Source organism: Marinomonas sp. PE14-40 (assembly GCF_051623805.1).
Lineage (GTDB): Bacteria > Pseudomonadota > Gammaproteobacteria > Pseudomonadales > Marinomonadaceae > Marinomonas.
Genome location: NZ_CP130700.1, coordinates 4,554,707 through 4,578,177, shown reverse-complemented (window position 1 = coordinate 4,578,177; position 23,471 = coordinate 4,554,707). Strand labels below are relative to the sequence as shown.

Below are 23,471 nucleotides of genomic sequence, written 5' to 3'. Positions count from 1 at the left end.
GCTAAGCTATCTATTAAAATCGAGATAAAAATAAACCAATCTATTGGCTAAGTTGGAAAGACATATTGATGAAATTTTCTTCAGTTGAATCGGTTACAAAACCAAGACTCTCATAAAAAGCTAAGGCTCTTTTATTTTGGGTAAAACTAGATAATGAGATTTGGTCACAAGCCATACGCCGAGCTTCGTTAATTAAAAAATCCATAGCATGACGCCCTATTCCATTACCTTGAAATTGAGTAAAAACAATCATCAGATGTAGGTGTAAACGGCTCTCTTTTTTACGATAACAAACAAGCCCAATCCTAGTGTTTTTCTCATACAACCAATGATACCAAGTCAGCTCATAATCATGTCGTAAGCGGTCTTGCTGAAAATCATCATCCCAACCGTAGACGGCATCAACATAGTCAAACAAAGCTTGTTTGACGCTTGAGAAAGCCTGCTGGAACTCACTTTCTGTTACAACTTGAGTCCTAATGCTCATTCTGGCCTTTTGCTCCTTGCGTTTGCTTGTTTTACAATCACTTCAAGCTATTGTTTTATATTAATAATTTAAAGTATTTAGATTAAGATATATCAGTATTTTTTGATTAGGGAAAATTAACATGAATACAAATATACCAATAGAAATGACTTTTTTTGAGCGTTTTGAAGCAGATATTCTCTCAGGCAAAAAAACTATCACATTAAGAGATGAGTCTGAATCCGACTATCAAGTTAACAGCATAGTGAATGTTAAGACATTAGAAGAGGGTCGTTACTTTTGCAGATTGCATATTCTAGAAGTAACGCCTGTGCTTTTTGACGAACTAAGTGAGTTCCATGCTAATCAAGAAAATATGTCACTGGATCAACTCAAATCCGTTATCCAAGATATTTACCCCGGCATTAGTCAGCTTTATATGATTAGTTATCAACTAGAAACTTAAGCAAAAGCACAATTTAATTCGATAAATTGATAACTATTACCGCGACTGATAGCGCTACTTACTAAAGCGCTTTTTTAACAGAAACTCTCTTTACCCTCTTAATTCAATCTCTTTATTAAGTTCACGAACATAAACCTATTGTGGTTGTCGCCATCTCACTGATTCCTCACTTTTACATTTCGTACCTATCTATATTCCCCTCTGTTTTTATTCGCTTTATTTAAATTGATTTTATCAAAACTGGAACTTCCTCCGATACAACTCAAAACCCCATCTAAAAGATACAAAAGCAAGTTAAGAGAAAATTAAGTGGTAATTTTACAACAAAAAAGCAATTTCAAAATACTGAATCGAACTCATAAATTATCTTGAAAAATTAAACAGTTAAGAAACCATTAAGATAAGTCTTTATTTTTAAAGAAAAAATTAAGAAATAAATAAGCAAGAAATAAGATTGCCTAAGAATTTTCATTATGTAAGTTTAATAAGGGCAGGTTGCTAGAAAAATAATAACAACCAATAAAACATAATAAAAATACATACCGAGGTAACATAGAAATGAAAAAAACTGCCCTTAATCTTGCTGTCGCTAGCTGCTTATTAACTTTTGGATATGCATCCGCAGCCCCTACATTCGATGCAGATATTGAGATAGATACAGACCAAGTTAATGCAGACACTGGCGGCACAACTTTCGACCAGAACGGTCGTGTAGCACTCTATGTATCTGACTCCAAAACATCTGGCGAGAATTTTATTAGCGCCAAAGGTGCTGTGCTACTCTCAACTGATGGCACTACCTCTGTTGATGATTCCTATATTCAAATAGGCAATAGTACTTACGACATTCAAGTGGGTCGCTTTGAAGCAATCAACCTCTTTCCACTTGGAAAAGACACAATAGTAGAACACGCAGGTGACGTAAGCGTTTATCAAGGCAGTATGGCAAGAGGGCGTGCGGGTGATGACGGCGGACAAATCGCGATAAACATCACATCTAGTGAAACGCTATCTTTTCAAATAAACACGATTTATGGCGATGACGACTCTAGCGGAGACAACAAAACAGCTTTCTCAGGCATTCGCCCAACGGTAACTTACGAAGCAGAAAGCTTCACCCTTTCTGCAGGTTTTGAGCAAGTAAAATACGATGGCACAACCACAGCCTCAGATGTAGATAAATCTGGTGTATCTGTTACTGCCGCTTTCGAATTAGGTGATGCAGATATCAATGTTTCTTTCGCAAACATGGATGATGATACAGCAAATCAAACCGTTACCTCCTACTCTGCCAACCTGACTCAAGATGACTTTGGCATGGGTGTTATCGCATCAGATGAAGACAATGCGACAGGCAATGATCCGAGTGTACTAACAACTTACCTAGCCTACACTCTACCTGTATTTGATATTGATGATGCTAGCGTTACTTTGGCAGGATCTTACTCTAAAGCAAGCAACGTTTCTTCTGGAACAAATGACACAACTCTAGCAACAAGAGTTCGTTTCAACTACGCCTTTTAAACACTTCTACAGCCGAGTGACGGTTTGAAAAAGCATTGAGATTTTCACACCTTAACAAGCTGTTATTTGAATTGGCATAAGCAATACATAGAACGCGTAAGAGCAGTATCTGGCCTTACCCCTTTTGGCCAGATACTGAGCTTGTTTAAACGAAATAGCGATTAACTAAAAGCTTCTCAACTAAAGAACTATCAACCCAAAACATGCATTAACTCAAAGCAACTGAAAGCTCTCTACTTAAGTCGTTAGCGAGACAACAAAGATCGCGCCTCATCTAACACCTGATCCATGATGGTTAAAATCATTTCTACATCTAAAGCCTCAATAGTTAAAGGCGGTCTAATTTTTAGAATGTTATCAGTAGGCCCTTCTGTTCCCATTAAAATTCGTTTTTCACGCATGCGGTTTTTAACATAATCGGCCACCTGTGTTGCAGGCTCTCGAGTTTCTCGATTGGTCACCAGATCCAAACCAATAAACAAACCACACCCTCTTACATCACCGATTAACGCATGCTTTTCTTGCAAACGTTTAAGGCCATTAATCAGCTCATTTCCCATGAGCCTAGCATTTTGCATCAAACCTTCATCATCAACAATATCCAGCACTTCTTTACCAATACGGCAGGATAAATTAGATCCACCAAATGTTGAGAAGTACTCAGGCCCTTTTGCAAAACTTTCCGCAATGTCCCGACGAGTCACTAAAACACCGATAGGATGTCCATTCCCAACAGGCTTACCCATGACAACAATATCTGGCGTCACTTCCTGCTGTTCAAAAGCAAAGTAGTAATCACCTAGTCGACCAAAGGCCGTTTGCACTTCATCCGCGATACACACACCACCAGCATGTCGAACACGCCGATAAACCTCAGATAAATACCCTTTTGGTGGAATAATTTGGCCTCCGACACTTGGAAAGGTTTCGGCGATAAACCCCGCGAGCTTTCCGCCCCTTCTTTCAATACGACTAATGGCATCACCAACTTGCCCCGCATACTTTTGCGCTCTTCGGGAATCATCTACACGATATGGTCCTCGATACTCATCCGCCACATCCACTAGCTGCACCCAATCAGCCTGGCCAACGCCACCTTTGGCATTAAACTTATAAGCCGAGATATCAATCGCCCCAGTAGTATTACCATGATAACCATGATCTGGTGTGACCATATCCTTACCGCCAGAGTGAGCACGCGCCAACCTCAGAGCCAATTCATTCGCTTCAGTGCCTGAATTCACAAAAAAACAAACATCTAATTCATTTGGCATTTTAGATAGGATTTTTTCGGCGAACTCAGTTTGAGCAGGATGCAAGTAACGCGTATTTGAATTCATCCGCAATAGTTGATCTGCCGCCACGGCTTGAATTCGAGGGTGGGCATGCCCCACATGAGGCACATTATTATAAGAATCTAAGTAAGGTCGACCCCACTCATCAAATAGATGATGACGCCAACCCCGAAGAAACATGACAGGTTTAGCATAAGTCAGCTTTAGGTTTTCACCGAAATGAGAGCGGCGCTTATCTAGAACACAGGCTTTTTGTGTCCCTTGGTATTCGGTTTTATCATCATCAAGATTTAGTAAAGCAGCAGGATTAGGACAAAGTGAGTTATATAACACCAGTTCATCTGGGTCAGCCACACCCGGCCAGTTATCACCTATCCCTTTCGTTGTTAATGCCAGCTGAAAATGTAGGTGAGGGTTCCAGCCACCGTTAGAATTTAACCCGCCTAAACGCGCAAAGACCTCGCCCTTTTCTAGCATTTGACCTTCAACTAAAGACGTAATTGATTCTGAATCTAGATGCCCGTACAAGGTATAAAAAAGGTCACCTTCTTCAGTCGTATGCGCCAAGATAACCATGCCACCATAATCTAAATAATCGCTACGATACTCACTAAATGCGACCGCCGCCGCCATAGGTGTACACACCTCTAAACCCGCTGGCCCAAAAGCATCAACACCAATATGCACAGTCCTACGGTTACTGGCTTTATATCTTCCTTTCCTGAAGGCTTTATCTGTATAAACCAATCTAGGTTCATTGTAAAAACCAAGCCAAACACCTTCTTCTGCAAGGTAATTTCCACCAAGCTCTTCTGCCTCTTTTCCGGTTAACTCAAACGGGTTTTGTGGACAGACACTCTTCTCCACAGAAAGACTGCGCATACTAGCATCGGCTAAATCAACGCCTAGAACAGGAGCAAAATTACCTCGTTCATTATCTAGCCATCGCATAATTCGCGGCGCACTCTCTGTAACGGGAAAACCGCAAACAAGCCTTAAACGGCTAATGAGTAAATCCTGATTAACCTTGTTTTCTTCCAGAAACTGCCAAGCAGCTTGCTGACTAATTGTAATATAGGGATCTTCAGGGTTTTGCAGAGATTCAAGACTGGAATTAACAACACTCACAGCCAAACGCATTCTCAATAAAGGCCATAAGAAGGCTAACTCATTTGCGGTTAATGGATTTTTAGCATGATACCCAGCAACTAAGGCTTCTATTACCTGCTCAGGCTGAGACTGACCGAGCACCATATAAGCCGCTGCAATGGCCAAATTGCAGATTCTAGGACTGGCACACATATCCCCTAAATCAATCAGGCCAGATACTTTTGCTTGATCAGTCAAAGACCCGCTTACGATAATATTGTAATCATTCACATCATTATGAATAGCTTGCTGCTTGAGACTCGCTAGTTCAGGCATGATCCGCTGATATTGCGATAGCACATCAGTAACAAGCTGACGCCTAGAATCATCTTGAATAACTGATAATTCAGCTTCAATCCAAACTGCCGACATCAAATTCCATTTAAAATCTCGTACTAAACCTGCATGATCAAAACCCAACCAAGCCCTATCTAGCGAGCCAACTACCTCACCTAGATTATAAATTAGAGGTAAATTCTGAGGCTTAAAGTTTGCGTAGGTTTTACCCGACACTTTTTCTTGCAACCAAACAATACGACTTTCACCATCAGGCCCAGTGACACTGAGATAAAGCTCACCTTTTGAGGTTGGAATCACCCTTGGCACGGGAATAGAGGGAGCCTGTTCAGACAAATACTGTAAAGCGCTGGTTTGTAGGTCAATAAAGTTTTCATCACAACCAACACGCATGACTTTCAAAACAGCAGCGACGTCCCCTTCAAAAGAAAAGTTGAGGTCATACTCTCCATCTAATTGAGCTAAGTCCCCATTAATTTTCCATATCTCTTTTACCAAGTCAGTCCAAAACGCCACCATATTGAAACCCTTTATACCAAGTGAAAAGTCTTTCAAACATACTAATTCCCTAAGCACACGATGGATAATATCTATTTTCTAGTGGGGCTATCAGCTAAACCTATAGCAAACAAACCAAATCAAAGGAGGGGAAAGAAAGGAGGAAAAAAGATAAGTTTCTACAGACATAAAAAAAGGCACCTAATGGTGCCTGAGGCCGTAATAATTTCACCTTGTATCAACAAGGCCCAGTGAAATCGCCAGAAGCTAACCTCACCACTATTAACGGCACACTGCCAATCATCCTTTTCTATGAGAGAGAAGTAATTTGAGAGCAAGCTCTCTTGGCCAATAAGTTAATCGAGCAAATTAAGTGTAGTTCAACTCTCTAATTTAGCGACTACTAAAACAGACATAAGCTCAATCAAGCAAACCCACTAAAAATGAAAACCCAAAAAGGGAAAGGGAAAGTGAAAGTGAAAGTGAAAGTGAAAGTGAAAGTGAAAGGAAGAGCACATCAGATAAGCTCAATAATCCAACTTATCTGAGTAAGTAATAGATAAGGTCTAGCGACGCTGATCTAGCTCCAATTGTAAATCTGCCAAAATAGACTCTAATTTTTGCGCCTCTTGCTTTACTGACAAAGCCACATGCTTGTCTTTTTTCCATACAAGAAGGCTTACGAAAGCAAAAACAATACAAGAGAAAATAACCGTTAACACATTGAGCATAGAGAGAATAATCACACCACTAAAGGCTAAATAAGACGGTGAATTATAGGTAAACCTATCCATGATAGGATCAATCTTATGTGTCCATATCGAACCTTGCATAGCACTATGCTGAAACATCTGGCCAATTAGATCCGGCACAAAAAACACAAAACTAGAAAGAACAAATACCCAACCAAATAGGCACTTACCTTTTCTTAAATTCGTTTGACCTGCTTCCATAATATACTCTTACCACCTAAATATTAATGCATCCGAGCATAACTAAAACCTTACAAAGTTGTACATAACTTTACGTATGAGGTGATACTACATCAAAAAACTTACCTTTGTACACAAAACAAACAATTTATTTAATTAAAGTACATTTAGGATAATTTCAGCTTTTTAAAATTTTAATTCAATTTTTCGGATGAACTTATCAACTTTTTCCTTAGTCAGTTTTTCACTTTCATAAAGGGATAACATCTTAAACTTACAATTACTGGCGCAAGCACCTAATAACGCGAGCTTTAGTATTTTCCTCACAGGCCTTCTTAAAACAAATGCATCTACCCACCAAGGTGAACCAAGTGTTGTAACCACTTTCATTTCTTTTAAGTTACCTAGACCTTGTTTAATTGGTCCAAAATCTGAAGCATGATCATAAGCATGTCCAGGTGCCCAAACACGATCAAACCAACCTTTCAAAATCGCAGGAAAACCGAACCACCAAGTAGGAAAGATAAGTACTAAGGACTCTGCACTTTTTAACTGCTCGATATCATCTTTAAGCGCTTGTCTATCAAACGGAGCCTGATAATAACTCGCCCTTTCAGACTCAGTTAATACTGGGTTGAAGCTTTCTGCGTACAGATCTTTAATCGTGAGGTTATAGCCTTGCAGCTTTAAGTGCTCAATAGTTTCGCTAGCAAGATGCTTACATAAACTATTTTCTAAAGGATGTGCAATGACAACTAAACAGTTCAAAAGTATTCCTTACTACCTAACCCTTTAGCTGTTAATTACACAGCTAAATAAAGGTTTAGTGAAATGATGTTTAAAGCATAAGAAAGGTGTAAAGGTGTATTAATCCGCCTTCCTTAGCTTTGGTTAACTTCTGATTTTACCGTTTTTATTAGAAAAGCCTAGCAACATTCTCTGTTGAGTAGACAAGCTATTACCCGAGATAAGATTCTTCTTTAGGCATCAATTAGCAAGAGATAACTTAACGATTGATTCAAGCTTTTAGAATAAGAGAGTTTGGAGAGGTTTAAATTTAGGAGAATGAGCAGGCAAGATTGTAAACCTTACCTGCCTATAGATTTACTTAAATGCTGTCTCTAAACGGTTAAATTGTATTAGCTCAGCAATTTCTTGTGAAAACTCATCAGAACTCAACTGTTCTAACAAAGCGAATGCTGCTTGATAGCTTACTGGTCCACCATTTGATGTTAAGACACCATCATCAATGACGAAGTTTTTATCAAACTGTACTTTTACCTTTGGATAGTCATCGGCAAAGTCTTCTTCACCACCTGCCCAAGTTGTCGCATTTTTTCCATCTAGCACACCTGCTTCAGCCAATATCATGGCTCCAGAACAGTTACTTGCCATCCAGCTAGCCTGACCATGTTGATCTTCAACGAACTTGATTAGAGTTTCATTATTAAGCACAGGACTCATATTGTATGCACTGGCCACAATAACAACATCTAAAGTTAATGGATCATAAATTGTTTTATCTGCCGTTATGGTTAAGCCTTCTTCGGTTTTAATCGTCTTATTCTTTGTTGCAGACACTACAACCACTTCATAATCAGAGAACCAGGCTTTTTTACTCGCCGCGCCAAACACTTCTATTGGCGCGGTCACATCACTGGTCAGCACACCATCAAAAACGATAACACCAATTTTGGCACTGGCGGCATGGACACTCGTCGTAAATAACACAAAAATACCAACCAGCATCGACTGACAAATCATGTTACTTATTTTTTGTATATAGCTCTTCATTACACTAACTCCATATTTTAATTAAAACTTTGGGCGAGATTCCATGCTCGGCTATAGGCTTGCTCTTTAGCTTCTATAACCTTAGTTTCTTCCGCAATAGTGGGTGCGAAGGCAACGGTTTCTACCTCACAATTCATATAGGTTTTCAACCAACGCTCGATATAAGTTAAGCCAAAATCATCTTTCTCATTACCCGAGCCAATTCGAAAATCCTGACCACTAGAACTCAATAAAAAGGCTTTTTTTGCGTCTAATAATGATTGATAACCGGCATCTGGACTCCAGCTAAAACAAAGCCCCGGCTGGGTAATAACATCGATATAATGCTTAAGCACATAAGGGACACCAAAGTTCCAAATTGGCATCACCAATACAACAACATCAGCGCGGCGAAAACGGTCTAGATGTTGCCTAACTTGCGACCAACCCGCCGCCTGTTTTTCTGTCAGTGCTTGCCCTTGAAAAAAGGTATATTTTGCATCAAGTATGTCGCCGTCCATGGCTGGAAGAGACTCATCCCACAAGTTTAATTTATCAATATTCCAGCGCTCACCATTAGCTTGAAGAGCGTTAATAAAGTGCTCTGCTAAGGGCATAGTATTAGAGCCATTACCTCTGGGAGTAGATTGAATAAGAAGGAGAGTTTTCATGATTTTTGCACTTCAATTTTGTAAGTGCTGATGATCTTAAATTATAGTAGTCTACCCAAAAAGACCCACTTTCCTCATTTTTTAGGAACCACTTTATGACGGGCAAACACCTTCGCTTTCAATTTGAATCCATAACTATCAGCACAGAAGACCCTACTGCACTCTTTCGTCAGTTAGAGAATCAAATACGTGAAGCCATTTGGCAGGAGCGCTTAAGAGCAGGTGAGCGACTACCCTCTACCCGTCATTTAGCAAAACAACTGGGCATTGCACGCAATACCGTTATCAACGCTTATGAACAACTTGCTTTAGAAGGTTTTATTGTGACCCTGCGTGGTTCAGGAACCCGAGTGACAGATCACTTCCCACCGCCATCAAAAGATTCAACCCAAGAAAGTGATGCGTCTTCAATAACCATAAAACAGACAGATTTTTCTGAACGCTATCAAGCCCTTGCAAACCATGAGATTGACATATCGCAAGGAGGCCAAGGTACGGCTCGCCCCTTCAGAGCAAACATTCCAAATTATTTCGAGTTTCCTCGAGCTCAATGGGCTCAACTTATGAGCAAAAAATTACGCCAGAAGCCAGACAGTTGGATGGAGAGGGTCCACTCTTGCGGATACGAACCTTTAAGGTCTGCCATTTCAAGTTATCTTGGTGTCTCAAGGGGAGTAAGCACAACAGCCGAACAAGTTATTGTTACCGCGGGTGCACAACAAGCAATAGAACTATTGGCAAAGTTATTAATTAACCCTGGTGATGTCGTGTGTTTTGAGGACCCAGGATACACCCATGCAGCCATGGTGTTTGAATTAGCTGGCGCAAAAATAGTGACTATTCCAGTAGATGAAGACGGCTTAGATGTTGATGAATTACAAAAAACGATAAGCGAAGCAAAGCTGCTTTATGTTACTCCCGCTAACCACTTTCCTTTGTGTACGACCTTGTCCCAATCCAGACGCCAAGCCTTGTTAAAGTGGGCCAAAGAAACTGACACCATTATTCTTGAAGATGATTATAACGGTGAATATCGCTATCGTGGCCGCCCTCTGCCAACCCTTCATACAATGGCAAATGATGACCGTGTTATATACATTGGCAGCTTCAGCAAATTACTCTTCCCAGCACTTAGATTAGGATACATGGTTGTCCCTCAACAACTGGTAGAACCCCTTGGCACCATTCGCTGGCTGCTCGATCGCCACTCTCCTTCACTAGAACAAATAGTCTTGACCGACTTTATTAATCACGGACACTTTTCAAGGCACATTAGACGAATGCGATCACTCTACTCAGAACGTCAAAAAGCCTTAGTTAACGCAGCAAAAGAGCATTTAGAAGATATTTTAGAGCTACCACCTTTAGACGGTGGCCTACATTTAATCGGTTGGTTAAAAAAAGGTGTGGAACAAAAGCAGCTCATTTCAGCCGCCGCCAGTGTCGATATAGAACTACTACCCACCTCTCTATTCAACTTTAAAACACCACAAAGAGAAGGCGTTATTTTTGGCTACGCCCCCTATAACGTTGAGCAAATCGTTAGCTCAGTCAAAAAACTAAGCTCCACCTATTGGCAAAGCAAGAAAGAGGGACTGTAAATCACCTTAACTTTTTGAACTTCTTTGACGACGTAAGTGTTAAGCCAGCTTTAAATAACTCCTATTGGGAGTACCTTTTTTTAATTTTTGTAGGGTATTTGGTTTTTATTGACCTACCACCTGTATTTAAGATTTTCTCAACCGTTTTGGTGAAAGCCCATTTTGATCATTTAAAGAAATCAAAATGAAGCCCTCACCTTCGACAAATTTATATTGCTTAATACGTGCTTTCATCCAATTAGAGAAGTCACGCCCAGCTTCAAGAAATAAGTGTAGTTGTCGAGCGTCTACTGTCTCGCATTTTCGATTATCAATTTCATGAGTTTGAATAGAAAGGGATTCTGAAGAGTTCAAGCGTTCTACTTGGATTTCGGATTGAATAGCCATCAATGGCCTCCTGTTCTTTGGTTTATTTACCACCGTACGAGGTTGCAATCTCGATAAGGTGGCAGGTCAATACTAGGTTGCAACAACCGCCCAAAGAAACGGCCTAGCCAAGGCTAGCCTAATAAAGACCCACCATTACAGGCGAATCTCGGCCACAAAAAACACGCGGTGCGTGTTTTAGGTCGCTAAGGTTAATGCGGGCTTTGAGTCACGACGCTGGATTTTGCCAGCGCACATAAATGGAAAACCTTGGTAGGTGCGGGTGTAAATGGTGGGCAAGAAACTAACTACCATTTAATACTTTTTTTATTACTTTACTTAACTTTGCATCATTATCAGTGAGTATTATATCTCCAGCTATAAGCTTTTTTTGGTTTAACAAGTACATATAGTATTCCAATTAAATATTGGATTAAGCTTCAATCAAAAGTTCTTCAGACTTTCTAAATAAAGATATCATTTTTAAGCTTCTATTTGTTATGCCAAAAGAAGCAGACCAATCCTGCCCAGAGCCTTCGCCTGCACCAACAGAAGAAGCAGGGTCAGGTAATAAAAGCCTCAATCTTATAAGATCATTCACATAAACAAAGACAGCTTCTTTATCCCATCTTTTCTTGCTAAACCTTTCAAAGTTTTGTTTATTTATACCTGCTCTTGGATATGGAGTTCTAACTTCTTGGCGACTTAAATTCGCCGTTTCCAAAAAAAAGTCCAAAATATCATCATTTAATTCTTTCATAGCTGAAATAAGTGTTATTTTTTCAGTATCATCAAAGTTAAAGTCTCTATCTTCACAATATAATAGGGCAGTCGCCATACAGACGCGATCAGAAGTAGTTTTCAAAATTGATTCAGCAAAATTCGCAAGTATTTCTTGGCCTTCTTCGGTGTTTATCTTTTTATTAAGCTCAGCCTGTTCTAACAAAGTCATATACTCGTATCTAAGATCGACACACCTTAAAAACTTTTTTAGTCGTTTTTTTTGAACTTTATAAATAGTTTTTTTCATTAGTTCATAAATTCCAACGCCAAGCTCTGTTGAGTTTTCTATTGTTATATCCATAAATTTCCCAAATATAAATTAATCAAGTTAACTAGTAAAAATTTAAATGCGATAGAACCTTACGCCCTCCTGTAAAAAATTTCTAACACTTCTAACAACCATGAGCTTTTGCTTCAAAAGTGAATTAAGCTCACCAAAAGAAAACTTTGAAAAGCACTGAGGATAGGCTAGATTAGAAGAATTAATGAAGCAGCCAAGGACTGGCTAAGCTCGCTGTTCGTACTTAGGATGAGCACAACAACGAGCCTTTAAACGATAAAACGTAGGGTGTGAATGCTAGACTTTGCCAGCGCACATAAATGGAAAACCTAGGTAGGTGTGGAGTCAATGCTCTTCTACAAGAAACACGCTAACCGGACACTTTAAAATAAATATCCTAAGATTAGATTAATAAACCACTTTGCAACTTTAATGACATATACCTCTAGTAACTCTACCTACCTTACAATCATTTAATAAAAACTATAAAAAATATTTTTTATACAAAGTATTGAAACCATATACAACAAAATCTTTCTACCTAATTCAACATTTACTTTCTTTCTATACCTTGTGCCTAAGTACGACCCTAAAATAGCAAAAATAGACATCATCGTAATATGAATTAAATATTCATAAAAAACAAAACCAAGTGAAGAAAAGACAATTATTTTTGCAATATTTATCAGTGTATTTATAGCTGCATTTGTAACTATAACCTCTCTTGAACTATAGCCCTCTTTAACAAGAAAAGATGTACTTAAAGGACCTGTAGCACCAACGTATAATGATAATCCAGTTTGCACAATACCTAAACTGAAATATCTACCAGGAATTGAGAGTAATATTTTCTTTATCGGTAACCATAAAATAACCAGTATAAAAACACTCATAATAAGAGGTATATATTCTAAATTTATTAAAATTAAAACTCTCGAACCAAAATATGAGCCAAGTATTGAACCTATAAAAAAGTGAATTAATGGTTTTAAACATGTATGTTTTATATCAAACACGAATCTACTAAAATTACTTGATAACTGAACTGCCCCATGTACAGGTATAAGTGCATTTACAGGAATTAATCCAGGCAGTAATGCCAACAATAGAATCCCACCTCCCATACCTATAATAGCTGTAATTAATGATGTAATTAATGAAAAAATAGATAACAAAAAATAGATGGATAATGAATCCAAGTCATACTCCTGATAGTCATAATTAGAGCCGCTAAAATAAGCGGCTCTACCTACTGTTTAATTATTTCTATTTAAATCCAAGAACAAGCTGATGTGATTCAGTATTTACTGGTTTACCATCTAAAGTAAGCCTAAGTAATAGACGATCTTCATCTTTAGGGAATGCGGATCGTGCATGCATTACAGAGGAGTTGTCACAAATAAGAATTTGATTTTCTTTTAAACGAACCCGCACTTGATTTTCTGGCCTATCAATATATTCTTTTATCTTTCCTAAAGTAGTCACAAGACTTGCGGGGTTAATTTCAAATCGAATAATATCATCACAACGAAAAGAAAACATATATGATCCATTGTTCAAAATATTTTTGTCAAATATTGCTCGAGATGCTTCAGCTACACCACGCTTAATAGTTACTGTACCAGGTTCTTTAAGGAGCTCTAAACCTTTACTATCAACTTCAGAAAGGTAATCATATACTTTCTTAGAAGACACTAGAAATGAGTCTCCACCTACAGATGAAGGCTTAACGCATTGCAATAATAATACAATTGGTGGTGTGTCACTATAAACTCCCCCTGTATGTAATGGGTGATCAGTATAACTAGCACCTAAGTAGCCTTCATATCCTTTTAAGTTTGCAATTGTAGTTATTCCATTAGAGTCAGATCGATCATGTCCAATTGGACTTCCAAAATATTTACCCAACTCTAATAAAATATCCTTTGAATTTTCAACATCTTTATGCTGAACGATAACTGCACCATATTTATTGAAACAATTTATTATAGAGTCAACTTCATCTCTATTTATATTTTTTTCAGATTTTAAATCATAAGTTAATTCATTTAAATTGGTATTGGCATCAAATGTATATCGTGTATCTTCGATGTTACTTAATTCTACTACGTTTTCCACTGCTAATTTCCTTTTATGCTTTACTTCCAAATTGACATCAAAATTTCGTATTGATATCGCCAATAAGAATAGCATTCATATTTTTATAAAAAAATAATTTTATTTGAAAAATAACTGTAAAATTTTAATATATAACTGTAACAACAAGTAATTGAATTATCTTTATATTTATGCTTGATAATTTAAAATTAAAACTAAAATTTTCGTTTATAAAAGTCACTTCTTTCAGAAATAGCATTTCACTCCCTTAAGAGTAGAAAGAAAAAACGAATTAACTTTTTTTAAATAGGGATTTACATAATCAATAAGTCTTTATACTACCCTAGAAAATTATTTCCTCCTCCCAAACTAAATAATTAAGTACCTCTAAAGTAAATCAAGTTCACTTGAAGAAAGCATTTAAAAGCACAGAGGACAGGCTGAATTAGAAAGGTCAATGAAGCAGCCAAGGATTAGCTAAGCTAGCTGTTCGTACTTAGGATGAGCACAACAACGAGCCTTTAAACGATAAATAACGCAAGGAGCGCGACCATGGAATATAAGAACAATTACACACTATCAGCTTAATAAAAATAGACATTTCCTCGCTTTCATTCAGCCAGCAGAATTTTAAACGCCCCCTTCTTGGGGCGTTTATAGGCTAAGTATAAATTTCCGACAATTTCTGATAAATTATAAAAGTTCAATCATTTTACGTAGTTCCTTCAGCTCATTACGTAGTTTTTTGATTTCTGCATTTTGGTTTTCAATCATTGCATTAATTGATAGTGATGTAGTTGTTGATGTACCAAGCTGGCCTAAAGAATTTATGTAGACCTGTTTAAGCTTGCCATCTCCACCTTCAAGCGTCGTTCCATGTATTCCTGCTATATAGGTTTTTGTTTGTACTGGGAGATTAATTTTCTGAGGACATTTATTAACTGTACTTGAGTCACCCCCGATACGAATAACATGACTATCGTTGTTCGCACCTAAACTACCAATATAAATATTATTGTTACCTGTTACTAATGCACAACCAGATTGGGCTCCTATCGCTATATTTCTATTCCCTTTTGCATTATAAAGCGCAGACTCACCAGTAGCGGTATTACCACTGCCACTCTTATTATTGAATAAAGCATCTTCCCCTATCGCGGTATTGTGTTCTCCAATATTATTACTTTGAAGTGCCGACTCACCCACGGCAGTGTTCTGAACTCCACTTGTATTACTCTTAAGAGCGCTCCATCCAACGGCCGTGTTTGATGAACCTTCTTTATTACTGGTTGACCCTCTATTATTATTTAAAAGGGCGTTATGACCGACAGCAACATTTCTAATCCCTGTAACATTTAAATTTAGTGCTTGATAACCAGTAGCCGTATTTTCGCTCCCTGTGGTGTTGTAATAAAGAGAGAAAGCCCCACTTGCAGAGTTGTTACGGCCTGTGGTGTTGTTTGTTAGGGCTCCTGCTCCATTAGCTGTATTATGGTTCCCTGTGGTGTTGTAATAAAGAGCGATAACGCCAGAAGCGGTGTTATAAGTGCCTTCAGTATTGCTGTGAAGTGCATCCCAACCATAAGCAGTGTTAAATCTCCCTGTAGTAACATTTTCAAGCGCTTCATAGCCTGTTTTTGTATTATAAGTCTCTGCGGCGCTCGATATAGTCGGTAATAAATACATTAATAAATAAAACAGATAGGAAAAAACATTTGGAATTTTTGTTATGGAAATATTATTTTTCATGAGTAAAAAGTTCCTTTTTAGTTTATATAATTATGCCGTTTAAACAGTACATAATTATTAAGGCTTCAAACAATATGTCAAATAACGGATGCTTAAATTAATAATCACACGAGATAGGGAACATGCGAAATTAACCGAGACAGCCAGTGTAAAAAAGATCAAAACCAACACCCAGACTCAATATAGAATATGCCAGCCTAATAAGGAGTATTAAAAATTTATAGGGGAAAAAGGATCAGATTTAGCTTATTCAGAGAATAATTAAGTGATTTTCAGAAAGTATGGAAGCAGGCATTCTCGCGTTAACGATTTAGAATAAAATGTAGGTTTATTTTATGCTTAAGACAAAAGCCGTCTACACGTTTTTAAGCTGGGCCTTCGTTTGATATTTACATGTTCACAGTAGTCAGCTAATGAAGCTTCTGATCCCGCCGCTGTAGTGAAATGCTTTTCAAACCCTGTTGTCACTTCTAGCCACTGCTCTGAAGTGAGATTAATGCGTTGAGCTTTTAATAAAGGGACGTGGTGCAAGGCTCATATCAATATTACCTCGCTTGTCTTCCCTTAATACTCTGCCCGTGAGATCGATCAATTCAAGATAATCGGTGAGTTTGAAGGGCAAACCTTCTGGTTGATCCTCCCTTTCATAACCAATAAAGGGGAATAGTATTTTAGGTTGAGTTTGGTTGGCTTTCGCCACTTCGATGCGGGTTTTTATACTAGTATGCTTTGACATTTCGGGTGTTTTTTCCATCCTCGTCGATGTTCATAGCTTTGACCCGTGAACTTATCGTCACCGCATAAGAAAGCACGACGAACACTACGAGAGACACAATGATAATAGGCAGTATCTTGAAGACTTATAAGCGCTTTACGAGGCTTTGGCATTTGTAGATCCCTCATCCTTGAGTGAATCTAATAAAGCTAGACCGCTTATGGAAAACGGTCAATATAAGGATTGGGGTCCTAGATAATTGGAAGTTTTATAGTCAATTTCTTTTTAAATTTACGCCTTATGCGTGCTTAAGCTTTGAATTGATGAATGCTGTTATTTAACTCAATAATCTGACTTGCGATTTGCTCATTGGCAACCGCAGTCTTTTCAGCACCTTCTGTCGTACTTAATGCAATGCTTTGTATATTTTGAAGGTTATTGCTTATTTCTACTGAAACATGAGATTGCTCTTCAACAGCCGTTGCTATCTGAATATTAAGGTCAGAAATACTAGATACCGCATCATAAGCCTCTTCAAAGGCCTGACTTGTTTCAGTACTTTTAACCAAACACGCTTCTGTTTTTTGATTTCCATTTTGCATACTTGCCACCGCTTGAGTGGCTTCTTTTTGCAGCTTCTCTACCAACTCTTTAATATCGACCGTCGAACTTTGTGTTCTCTGTGCTAAAGATCGAACTTCATCAGCAACCACGGCAAAACCTCTGCCACTTTCGCCTGCTCGAGCCGCCTCTATTGCCGCATTGAGCGCTAATAAATTAGTTTGCTCTGCAATGCCCTGAATCGCGTTTAGTACCGTCCCAATGCTTTCGGTTTCTTTGGCGAGGGTTTCGATATCTTTGGAAGTGCGTATGATTTCATCCGCCATATCACGAATAATCACTTGGGTGTCGTCAGCAGAGCGTTTACCAATTTCGACACTCATTTTAACTTTCTCAGCCATTTGTGCCGCTGACGTCGTACTTTGAGCGACTTCTTGAGTCGACACGTTCATTTCAGATACGGCATTAGCAACAGAGGTCGTTTCGTCTTGTTGTGTTTTTATCGATTGCTGTGTTTCTTCAGTGATACGAAGCGCAGTAGAAGACGAACTCTCTAAGGCCAGACTTGAGTTGGTAATTTTTCTTACCGTGCTAGCCAACTGATCAATAAATAAGTCAAAGGTATTAGAAACTGCGCCAATTTCATCCTTCATTGGACTATTAATTCGCAGTGTTAAATCGCCATCACCCTTGGTAATTTCTTCTAAACGATTTTGCAGGTAACCAATGGGACCTGTGATAGAACGACCAATTAGAATAGGAAGCAAAATAGCTAATATCACGGCTCCTATAATTACCAAAGTGATGAGTTTAAGTGCATTAATCTCATCATGCTCTGCTTGTAATGCTGATGCAGCGGTAAAGGCTTGTATATCGTTTAACACTTCAATCAGTTCTTCATCAAGTTCATTTTGATGTTTCTCTAAAGTGGGTAAAAATTTTAAGGCGTCTTCTATTTTGTTAGCTTCAAGTAAATCAACTAACTCAAAAGTTTCATGCTCTGTCTTAACAAAGTGAGAATCTATTAACAGTATGGTTTCTTTTAAGTCGCTAAGTTTATCTATTACCACTTGGCTATGAGCGATGTTAAACGCTTTTTCAATCAACGCCTCAGCTTCAACAAACTCATGCTTTATCTCTTTAGAGATGTCTCTTACCTCTTTAATATGGTGTGCCATCTCCTTTTCAAAATTCCCACCCGCATATTGATCTAGCACCCCATTAAGAACAGCACGTTCTAGCTCTATCACTTGCATTAATTGGTGTTCTGTAATGTGTGTCATAACGTTATTAAGAGGGATATCAATTTCGGCGATATCAACGATTTCATTACCAATTTTTTGCATTTGGGTAAAACCGATGAGACCAACGACGAGAGTAATACAGAGAAGTGAAAGACCTAAAAAGTATATTTTTTGAGCAATTTTTATTCTATTGAACATAACAGTTATCTCGCTTAAAGGTTGATTTTAATAAGGTTTTAACAACTGAAAATTAGCATCCTTATCTAAAATCCCCTTATCAGTACGGTGATACTTTTATTACTTTTAAGTGTACACTTACACATGAATTAATAACCCTAAGATTTGAAAGGATATGTATGCAATTATGATGAAATACAGAGTAGTTAGGTGTTTGTGTATCTTTATTATGATTATGTAAGTGTCGCCATATTTGAATTCTTATCAAAAAAGCCACTTATCTCATTAGAAGAGTGGAAAACAAGTTTTACGTGGTCACCCATTCTTAATAGAGTACTTCAACATTTTCTAATACCCATTAGCCAATACCTAGAAAGTAAGTCAATTTCACCAAAAGAAAGCCTGAATGCACAGAGAATGGTCTAGATTAGAAGAGTTAATGAAGCAGCCAAGGATTGGTTAAGCTCGCTGTTCGCACTTAGGATGAGCACAACAACAAGCCTTTAAACGATAAATAACGCAAGGAGCGCGAACATGTAACAGATCACGACTCTCTAATACAGACAAGTTAGAAATGATCAAACTTACCTAAAAAAGAGCCTCTAAAAGACATCTCAGACCTACCACACGAACACCAACACACAGTCGCCCTCAGGCTAGAGCAACTGCAAGACGAACTGCGAAAAGCGTTGGTGGGGTGAGTTTATAGTCTTGTTGGCGTTTTAATCCATACTGCGAATTATTTCGCCATAGAAATATATCAAGAAGACAAACATTACACAGAAAGCAATAAGACTCCATATGCATATAATTTCAATTCTGTGAAGCTTCTCACCAAGCTCTATATAAGGTTGATCGTTAGTTTGCTTATACACTTCTTTACTTGTGTATCGCCAATAAGTCAGCGAATCACTTTCAAAGGCATGCTTATTACCTACCCTACATGTTTCAAATAATTCAGGGTAATCTGATTTTGTGATTTTTTTAAACTTCCTTGAGTAATAAAAAAATTTAATTTGATAGAACACAAAAAAGGCAAGCACTATAAGACAAAGCAAACTGGCATAATTTGCAGCCTCTTCCGTCACTAAAAACCAATACATGTCTTCAAGCACTATAATTCCCTTACCTCAAACTAGAACAACTACAAGACGAACTAATTTATAGTCACCCTTTATTATCTAACTAACTCCCAAAACGGATATCGCCATTACAACATAGAATTAAAAAATAAGGTCTATCAAGAGCAAGCACTAATCGATACCAAACGAGTATAAAGATTCATTCACTAGAACTCAGTTGCTTCTTTTATTATGTATCGCTTTTGTTTATAGATTCCACCACTTTGGTGTTTTGGACTTGTAGGAGTGGGAGGTTGGCTTTAGTTCTTTTCTGTTGTTTGAATCAAATGAGCCAAGCGCCATTGCTATCACAGGGTCATCATCGATAGCGCCGAGTGTGCTCCCGCAATTAGGGCAAAAGCTTCTGCTGGAGTAATCTGATGAACGCCATAGCGTTGGTTCACCACCTGGTCCATCCCATTGAACTTGCTCTTTTGAGAACTCAACCCAGAACTGAGTGATTGAGCCTGAATGACGTTGGCACATCTTGCACGAGCATGTATGAGGTTTTTTGGCATCACCAGTAATAGTGAAACGGATGTTTCCACATAAGCACCCACCTTTGTATGTTTTTGCCATGTTATTACTCCGAGAAGTCCATTATGGGAGATAAGTTCTACTACTCTATTTCTAGATGCAGAACACTCAGTTTAGAGGTACCACTGCCAGTATTCTAAATAGAAGTGTGCTGGGTCAATCATCAGTTTTAGCTTTTACTTCCAGATTAAAGAGAGCTCTGTTTACTCTATGCTAACGAAACGTACATTAAATAAAATTTAAAACTTTTAATTTAGGACTTTAAGATCTTTCTAAGTTAGAAAAACCTCATATACCCTCTTAATGCTTTTGGTTTATTTGATCAATAGGTATAAAATATATTTATTATTTTACCCTTTTTATAGCACAATTTATTAGGGTGAATGTTACATATCTAACAAGGGTAGTCGCCAGTTGATAACCATTTTAAAATCTATATTTAAAGCACTCTCAATTTTAATTTTTCTACTCTTGGCACTCCCTTCATTAGCATCTTTAGACACATCATTTGAAGCGGCTTTTCGTAACCATAGTTCTGTTATGTTATTGATAGAACCAACGGATGGGCAGATTGTCGACGCAAATAACTCAGCGATTGCTTTTTATGGTTATTCCGCTGGTGAACTTAAAAAATTAACAATCCAAAAAATCAATATGTTAAGTGCTGCTCAAGTTGAAAAAGAAAGGCTTGCAGCTAAAACAGAGGATCGTAACTATTTTATTTTTCGCCATTTAACGGCAAAAGGCATAATAAAAACAGTGCAAGTACATTCATCTCTTATCTCAGTCGGTAACCGTAACCTCCTTTTTTCAATTATTCGTGATATTTCATCAGAAAGATTAGCTCAAGAGCAACTTTGGCAATATCAAACTGACTTAGAAGCGATGGTTGATGAACAAGTTGAAACATTACGAAATAAGTCTAAACAAGAGGCTTTATACCTTTTTGCAGGTATCACTCTATTAAGTATTCTTTGTATCTTTTTAGCCTACCTTCTTAAAAGAAAGTTCGAAACAGATCAAAGAGTAAAAATGTTATCGTTAATTGTTGAGCAGAGCCCTGTATCGATCGCTACGCTTGATGATCAAGGGAACGTTACATATGGAAATAGTAAATTCAAAGCGCAACAAGCATTACGTAAAGAAGCGATTACCTCTAAGAAAAAGAGCTTTATAACATCCTATTCAGAGACCAACGCTGAAGTTATCAACAAAATACAAACTCCTCATTGGCAAGGAGAAATGTTCAGCTTTGATAATAATAATCAGGAGTTCTGGGAGCTTACTAACATCCATTCTTTATCTTTATCGTCAGCTTCAGACAATGCTACACATGTTGTTATCAGCCAAGATATTACAAAGTTTAAGAAAAATGAAAAAAGACTAAGACTCGCATCTACCGTTTTTCATACTGCAACAGAAGCGGTAATGATCTGTGACGCAGAAAGCAAAATACTTGCTGTAAATAATGCTTTCGTTGAAATTACAGGCTATTCAGAACAAGAGACGCTTGGAAATAGTCCATCTATCTTAAGCTCAGGACATCACGATGATACTTTTTATCAAAAGATGTTTATCGAATTAGAAAACTCTGGCCAGTGGCAAGGTGAAATATCTAATCGACGCAAAAATGGCGAAGTGTATTTTGAATGGCTATCCATTACAGCGCTTAAAAACCCAGCAGGTATATTAGAAGCCTATGTTTCTTTATTTAGCGATATAACAAAGCGTAAAAAGACTGAAGATAAAATATATAAACAAGCCAACTTTGATATGTTAACGGGGCTATCAAATAGGGTTCACTTTGCTGATAGGCTTGAATTTTGTTTGTCAGTCGCAAAACGTGAAGCAACTAAAGTTGCATTGCTATTTATTGATTTAGATGGCTTTAAGCAAATAAATGACTCCCTTGGCCATGCGCTTGGCGACACTTTGCTTCAAGAAGTTGCTAACCGCTTAACGGGCATACTAAGGCAATCAGATATGGCTGCACGATTGGGGGGCGATGAGTTTGCTATCATACTATCAGGTAACATTGATTTTAATGCTGTTGAAACATTAGCAAAGAGAGTTGTCACTGAGGTTGCTATGCCCTTCAATTTGGACGGGAATAACAGCAATATATCTGCGAGCGTCGGCATCTCAATTTACCCAGATGATGGGACAGAATCGGAAACATTATTAAAAAATGCAGATAGCGCCATGTATGAGGTTAAATCTCGGGGCCGAAATGGTTATCAGTTTTTTAACGACAGTGACACCAACCCCAAAGATGCTGCTAACTAAAAACAATTGTGCGCTACGATTTTCTTAAAATAAACAATAGAGAGTTACTAACTAACTCAGCGTCCTTTCTATTTTCGCACCACGTACAATTTGATAAATAGCAATATTCTTTTGGCTTAAAAGCTTGGCAACATCAGGTACACACTGAATAGGCATCACAAGCTCATACCCAAACTCTAAATGTTTAATATGCCTTGCTTGAGCCTCTCCCACACACTCAGTAAGAACTGTCAGAGCCCTCCCTTCCCACTCACCTACCTCGAAATATACCTTGTACATATCGTCGCTATAATCTCTTGGCGTACCACTATGCATCATCTTTTAACATCCATTCCTTTTTATTCATATAACACTCTCTTCTCATAGTATCGGGTTAAGCAAAAAGTAATGTATTAATATTACTTTTTGCTTAGATGCTCTTATATGTTAATCACTATTTAGCCGCTGGCGCTAGATGCTGTACCACATCGACATGAATACCTGCTGGGTCCTGTATCATAAAGTGAATTTGCCCCCACTCTTCATGTTTTAGAGCCATGGCTATATTTAGCTCCATTTCTTTGGCTTCTGAATAGGCCAAGGTGGCATCTTTCACTTCTAGAGATATAACATAGCCTTGAGTAGACATGATTGGGTGTAGAAATTCTGGCTGGTTTACTAGGTTTGGCAATAGAAAACCTAGCTGAATACTGTTGTTGGGGGATATCAAGTGAAGGTAAAAATTTGAGTCATAAAATACCGCAGTAAAACCAAAAACGGTCTCATAAAATTGTTTTACGGCTTCGAGATCATTTGTCACCATGACAGGAAACATAGCATCAAGGTCTATCATTACACTTTCTCCTCAGATTAGGTGTTTAAAAACCAAATTATTGTTTTTTAA

At 38.0% G+C, this 23,471-nt stretch carries 21 protein-coding genes; 4 read left to right on the top strand and 17 right to left on the bottom strand.

Features of this window, described 5'->3' with window-relative positions:
• Positions 1 to 40: 40 nt before the first annotated feature.
• Entirely contained in the window at positions 41 to 487 is a 447-nt protein-coding gene (locus Q0A08_RS21160) for a GNAT family N-acetyltransferase (RefSeq protein ID WP_438463478.1), read from the bottom strand.
• Positions 488 to 608: 121 nt separating this feature from the next.
• On the opposite strand from Q0A08_RS21160, the gene yqfB reads away from it, so the two are divergent.
• Positions 609 to 932 (top strand): N(4)-acetylcytidine aminohydrolase, encoded by a 324-nt coding sequence (gene yqfB, locus Q0A08_RS21155; RefSeq protein ID WP_438463477.1) that lies wholly within the window; start codon positions 609 to 611, stop codon positions 930 to 932.
• Between the two features lie 558 nt (positions 933 to 1,490).
• Positions 1,491 to 2,456: a carbohydrate porin gene (locus Q0A08_RS21150; RefSeq protein WP_438463475.1), complete on the top strand. Its 966-nt coding sequence runs from the start codon at positions 1,491 to 1,493 to the stop codon at positions 2,454 to 2,456.
• Positions 2,457 to 2,701: 245 nt separating this feature from the next.
• Here the strand turns inward: Q0A08_RS21150 and Q0A08_RS21145 are convergent, their stop codons facing one another.
• From Q0A08_RS21145 to Q0A08_RS21125, 5 genes are all read right to left on the bottom strand, one after another.
• Entirely contained in the window at positions 2,702 to 5,752 is a 3,051-nt protein-coding gene (locus Q0A08_RS21145) for an aminotransferase class III-fold pyridoxal phosphate-dependent enzyme (RefSeq protein WP_438463474.1), read from the bottom strand.
• 509 nt (positions 5,753 to 6,261) lie between these two features.
• Positions 6,262 to 6,648, bottom strand: a complete 387-nt coding sequence (locus Q0A08_RS21140) for a hypothetical protein (protein WP_438463473.1) — start codon at positions 6,646 to 6,648, stop codon at positions 6,262 to 6,264.
• Positions 6,649 to 6,813: 165 nt separating this feature from the next.
• Positions 6,814 to 7,395, bottom strand: coding sequence for an NAD(P)H-dependent oxidoreductase (locus Q0A08_RS21135; RefSeq protein ID WP_438463472.1), 582 nt, complete (start codon positions 7,393 to 7,395; stop codon positions 6,814 to 6,816).
• A gap of 336 nt (positions 7,396 to 7,731) precedes the next feature.
• Positions 7,732 to 8,421 (bottom strand): DJ-1/PfpI family protein, encoded by a 690-nt coding sequence (locus Q0A08_RS21130; protein ID WP_238326213.1) that lies wholly within the window; start codon positions 8,419 to 8,421, stop codon positions 7,732 to 7,734.
• A gap of 17 nt (positions 8,422 to 8,438) precedes the next feature.
• Positions 8,439 to 9,071 (bottom strand): FMN-dependent NADH-azoreductase, encoded by a 633-nt coding sequence (locus Q0A08_RS21125; RefSeq protein WP_438463471.1) that lies wholly within the window; start codon positions 9,069 to 9,071, stop codon positions 8,439 to 8,441.
• 95 nt (positions 9,072 to 9,166) lie between these two features.
• Between Q0A08_RS21125 and Q0A08_RS21120 the strand changes: the two genes are divergently transcribed.
• A complete protein-coding gene (locus tag Q0A08_RS21120) occupies positions 9,167 to 10,672 on the top strand; it encodes a PLP-dependent aminotransferase family protein (RefSeq protein ID WP_438463470.1) in 1,506 nt (501 codons plus the stop codon).
• A gap of 126 nt (positions 10,673 to 10,798) precedes the next feature.
• Here Q0A08_RS21120 and Q0A08_RS21115 read toward each other — a convergent pair whose 3' ends face one another.
• The 9 genes from Q0A08_RS21115 to Q0A08_RS21075 form a co-directional block, all read right to left on the bottom strand.
• Positions 10,799 to 11,059: an antA/AntB antirepressor family protein gene (locus Q0A08_RS21115; RefSeq protein ID WP_438463469.1), complete on the bottom strand. Its 261-nt coding sequence runs from the start codon at positions 11,057 to 11,059 to the stop codon at positions 10,799 to 10,801.
• Between the two features lie 412 nt (positions 11,060 to 11,471).
• Positions 11,472 to 12,122 (bottom strand): hypothetical protein, encoded by a 651-nt coding sequence (locus Q0A08_RS21110; RefSeq protein WP_438463468.1) that lies wholly within the window; start codon positions 12,120 to 12,122, stop codon positions 11,472 to 11,474.
• Between the two features lie 452 nt (positions 12,123 to 12,574).
• Positions 12,575 to 13,300: a sulfite exporter TauE/SafE family protein gene (locus Q0A08_RS21105; protein ID WP_438463467.1), complete on the bottom strand. Its 726-nt coding sequence runs from the start codon at positions 13,298 to 13,300 to the stop codon at positions 12,575 to 12,577.
• 67 nt (positions 13,301 to 13,367) lie between these two features.
• On the bottom strand, positions 13,368 to 14,219 hold the full coding sequence (locus Q0A08_RS21100) for a TauD/TfdA family dioxygenase (RefSeq protein ID WP_438463466.1): 852 nt from the start codon (positions 14,217 to 14,219) through the stop codon (positions 13,368 to 13,370).
• A 672-nt stretch (positions 14,220 to 14,891) separates the two neighbouring features.
• A complete protein-coding gene (locus tag Q0A08_RS21095; RefSeq protein WP_438463465.1) occupies positions 14,892 to 15,947 on the bottom strand; it encodes a hypothetical protein in 1,056 nt (351 codons plus the stop codon).
• A 493-nt stretch (positions 15,948 to 16,440) separates the two neighbouring features.
• The gene (locus Q0A08_RS21090) at positions 16,441 to 16,683 is read right to left on the bottom strand and encodes a hypothetical protein (protein WP_438463464.1); all 243 of its coding nucleotides are present in this window, start codon (positions 16,681 to 16,683) and stop codon (positions 16,441 to 16,443) included.
• Between the two features lie 287 nt (positions 16,684 to 16,970).
• Entirely contained in the window at positions 16,971 to 18,665 is a 1,695-nt protein-coding gene (locus tag Q0A08_RS21085; protein ID WP_438463463.1) for a methyl-accepting chemotaxis protein, read from the bottom strand.
• Positions 18,666 to 19,366: 701 nt separating this feature from the next.
• Entirely contained in the window at positions 19,367 to 19,759 is a 393-nt protein-coding gene (locus Q0A08_RS21080) for a hypothetical protein (protein WP_438463462.1), read from the bottom strand.
• A gap of 213 nt (positions 19,760 to 19,972) precedes the next feature.
• Positions 19,973 to 20,344 (bottom strand): GFA family protein, encoded by a 372-nt coding sequence (locus Q0A08_RS21075; RefSeq protein WP_438463461.1) that lies wholly within the window; start codon positions 20,342 to 20,344, stop codon positions 19,973 to 19,975.
• 372 nt (positions 20,345 to 20,716) lie between these two features.
• Between Q0A08_RS21075 and Q0A08_RS21070 the strand changes: the two genes are divergently transcribed.
• Entirely contained in the window at positions 20,717 to 22,588 is a 1,872-nt protein-coding gene (locus tag Q0A08_RS21070; protein ID WP_438463460.1) for a diguanylate cyclase domain-containing protein, read from the top strand.
• A 51-nt stretch (positions 22,589 to 22,639) separates the two neighbouring features.
• On the opposite strand, the gene Q0A08_RS21065 is transcribed toward Q0A08_RS21070, so the two are convergent.
• Together Q0A08_RS21065 and Q0A08_RS21060 are read right to left on the bottom strand one after the other, a co-directional pair.
• A complete protein-coding gene (locus tag Q0A08_RS21065; RefSeq protein WP_438463459.1) occupies positions 22,640 to 22,906 on the bottom strand; it encodes a hypothetical protein in 267 nt (88 codons plus the stop codon).
• Positions 22,907 to 23,021: 115 nt separating this feature from the next.
• Positions 23,022 to 23,420 (bottom strand): VOC family protein, encoded by a 399-nt coding sequence (locus tag Q0A08_RS21060; RefSeq protein WP_438463458.1) that lies wholly within the window; start codon positions 23,418 to 23,420, stop codon positions 23,022 to 23,024.
• Positions 23,421 to 23,471: the final 51 nt, after the last annotated feature.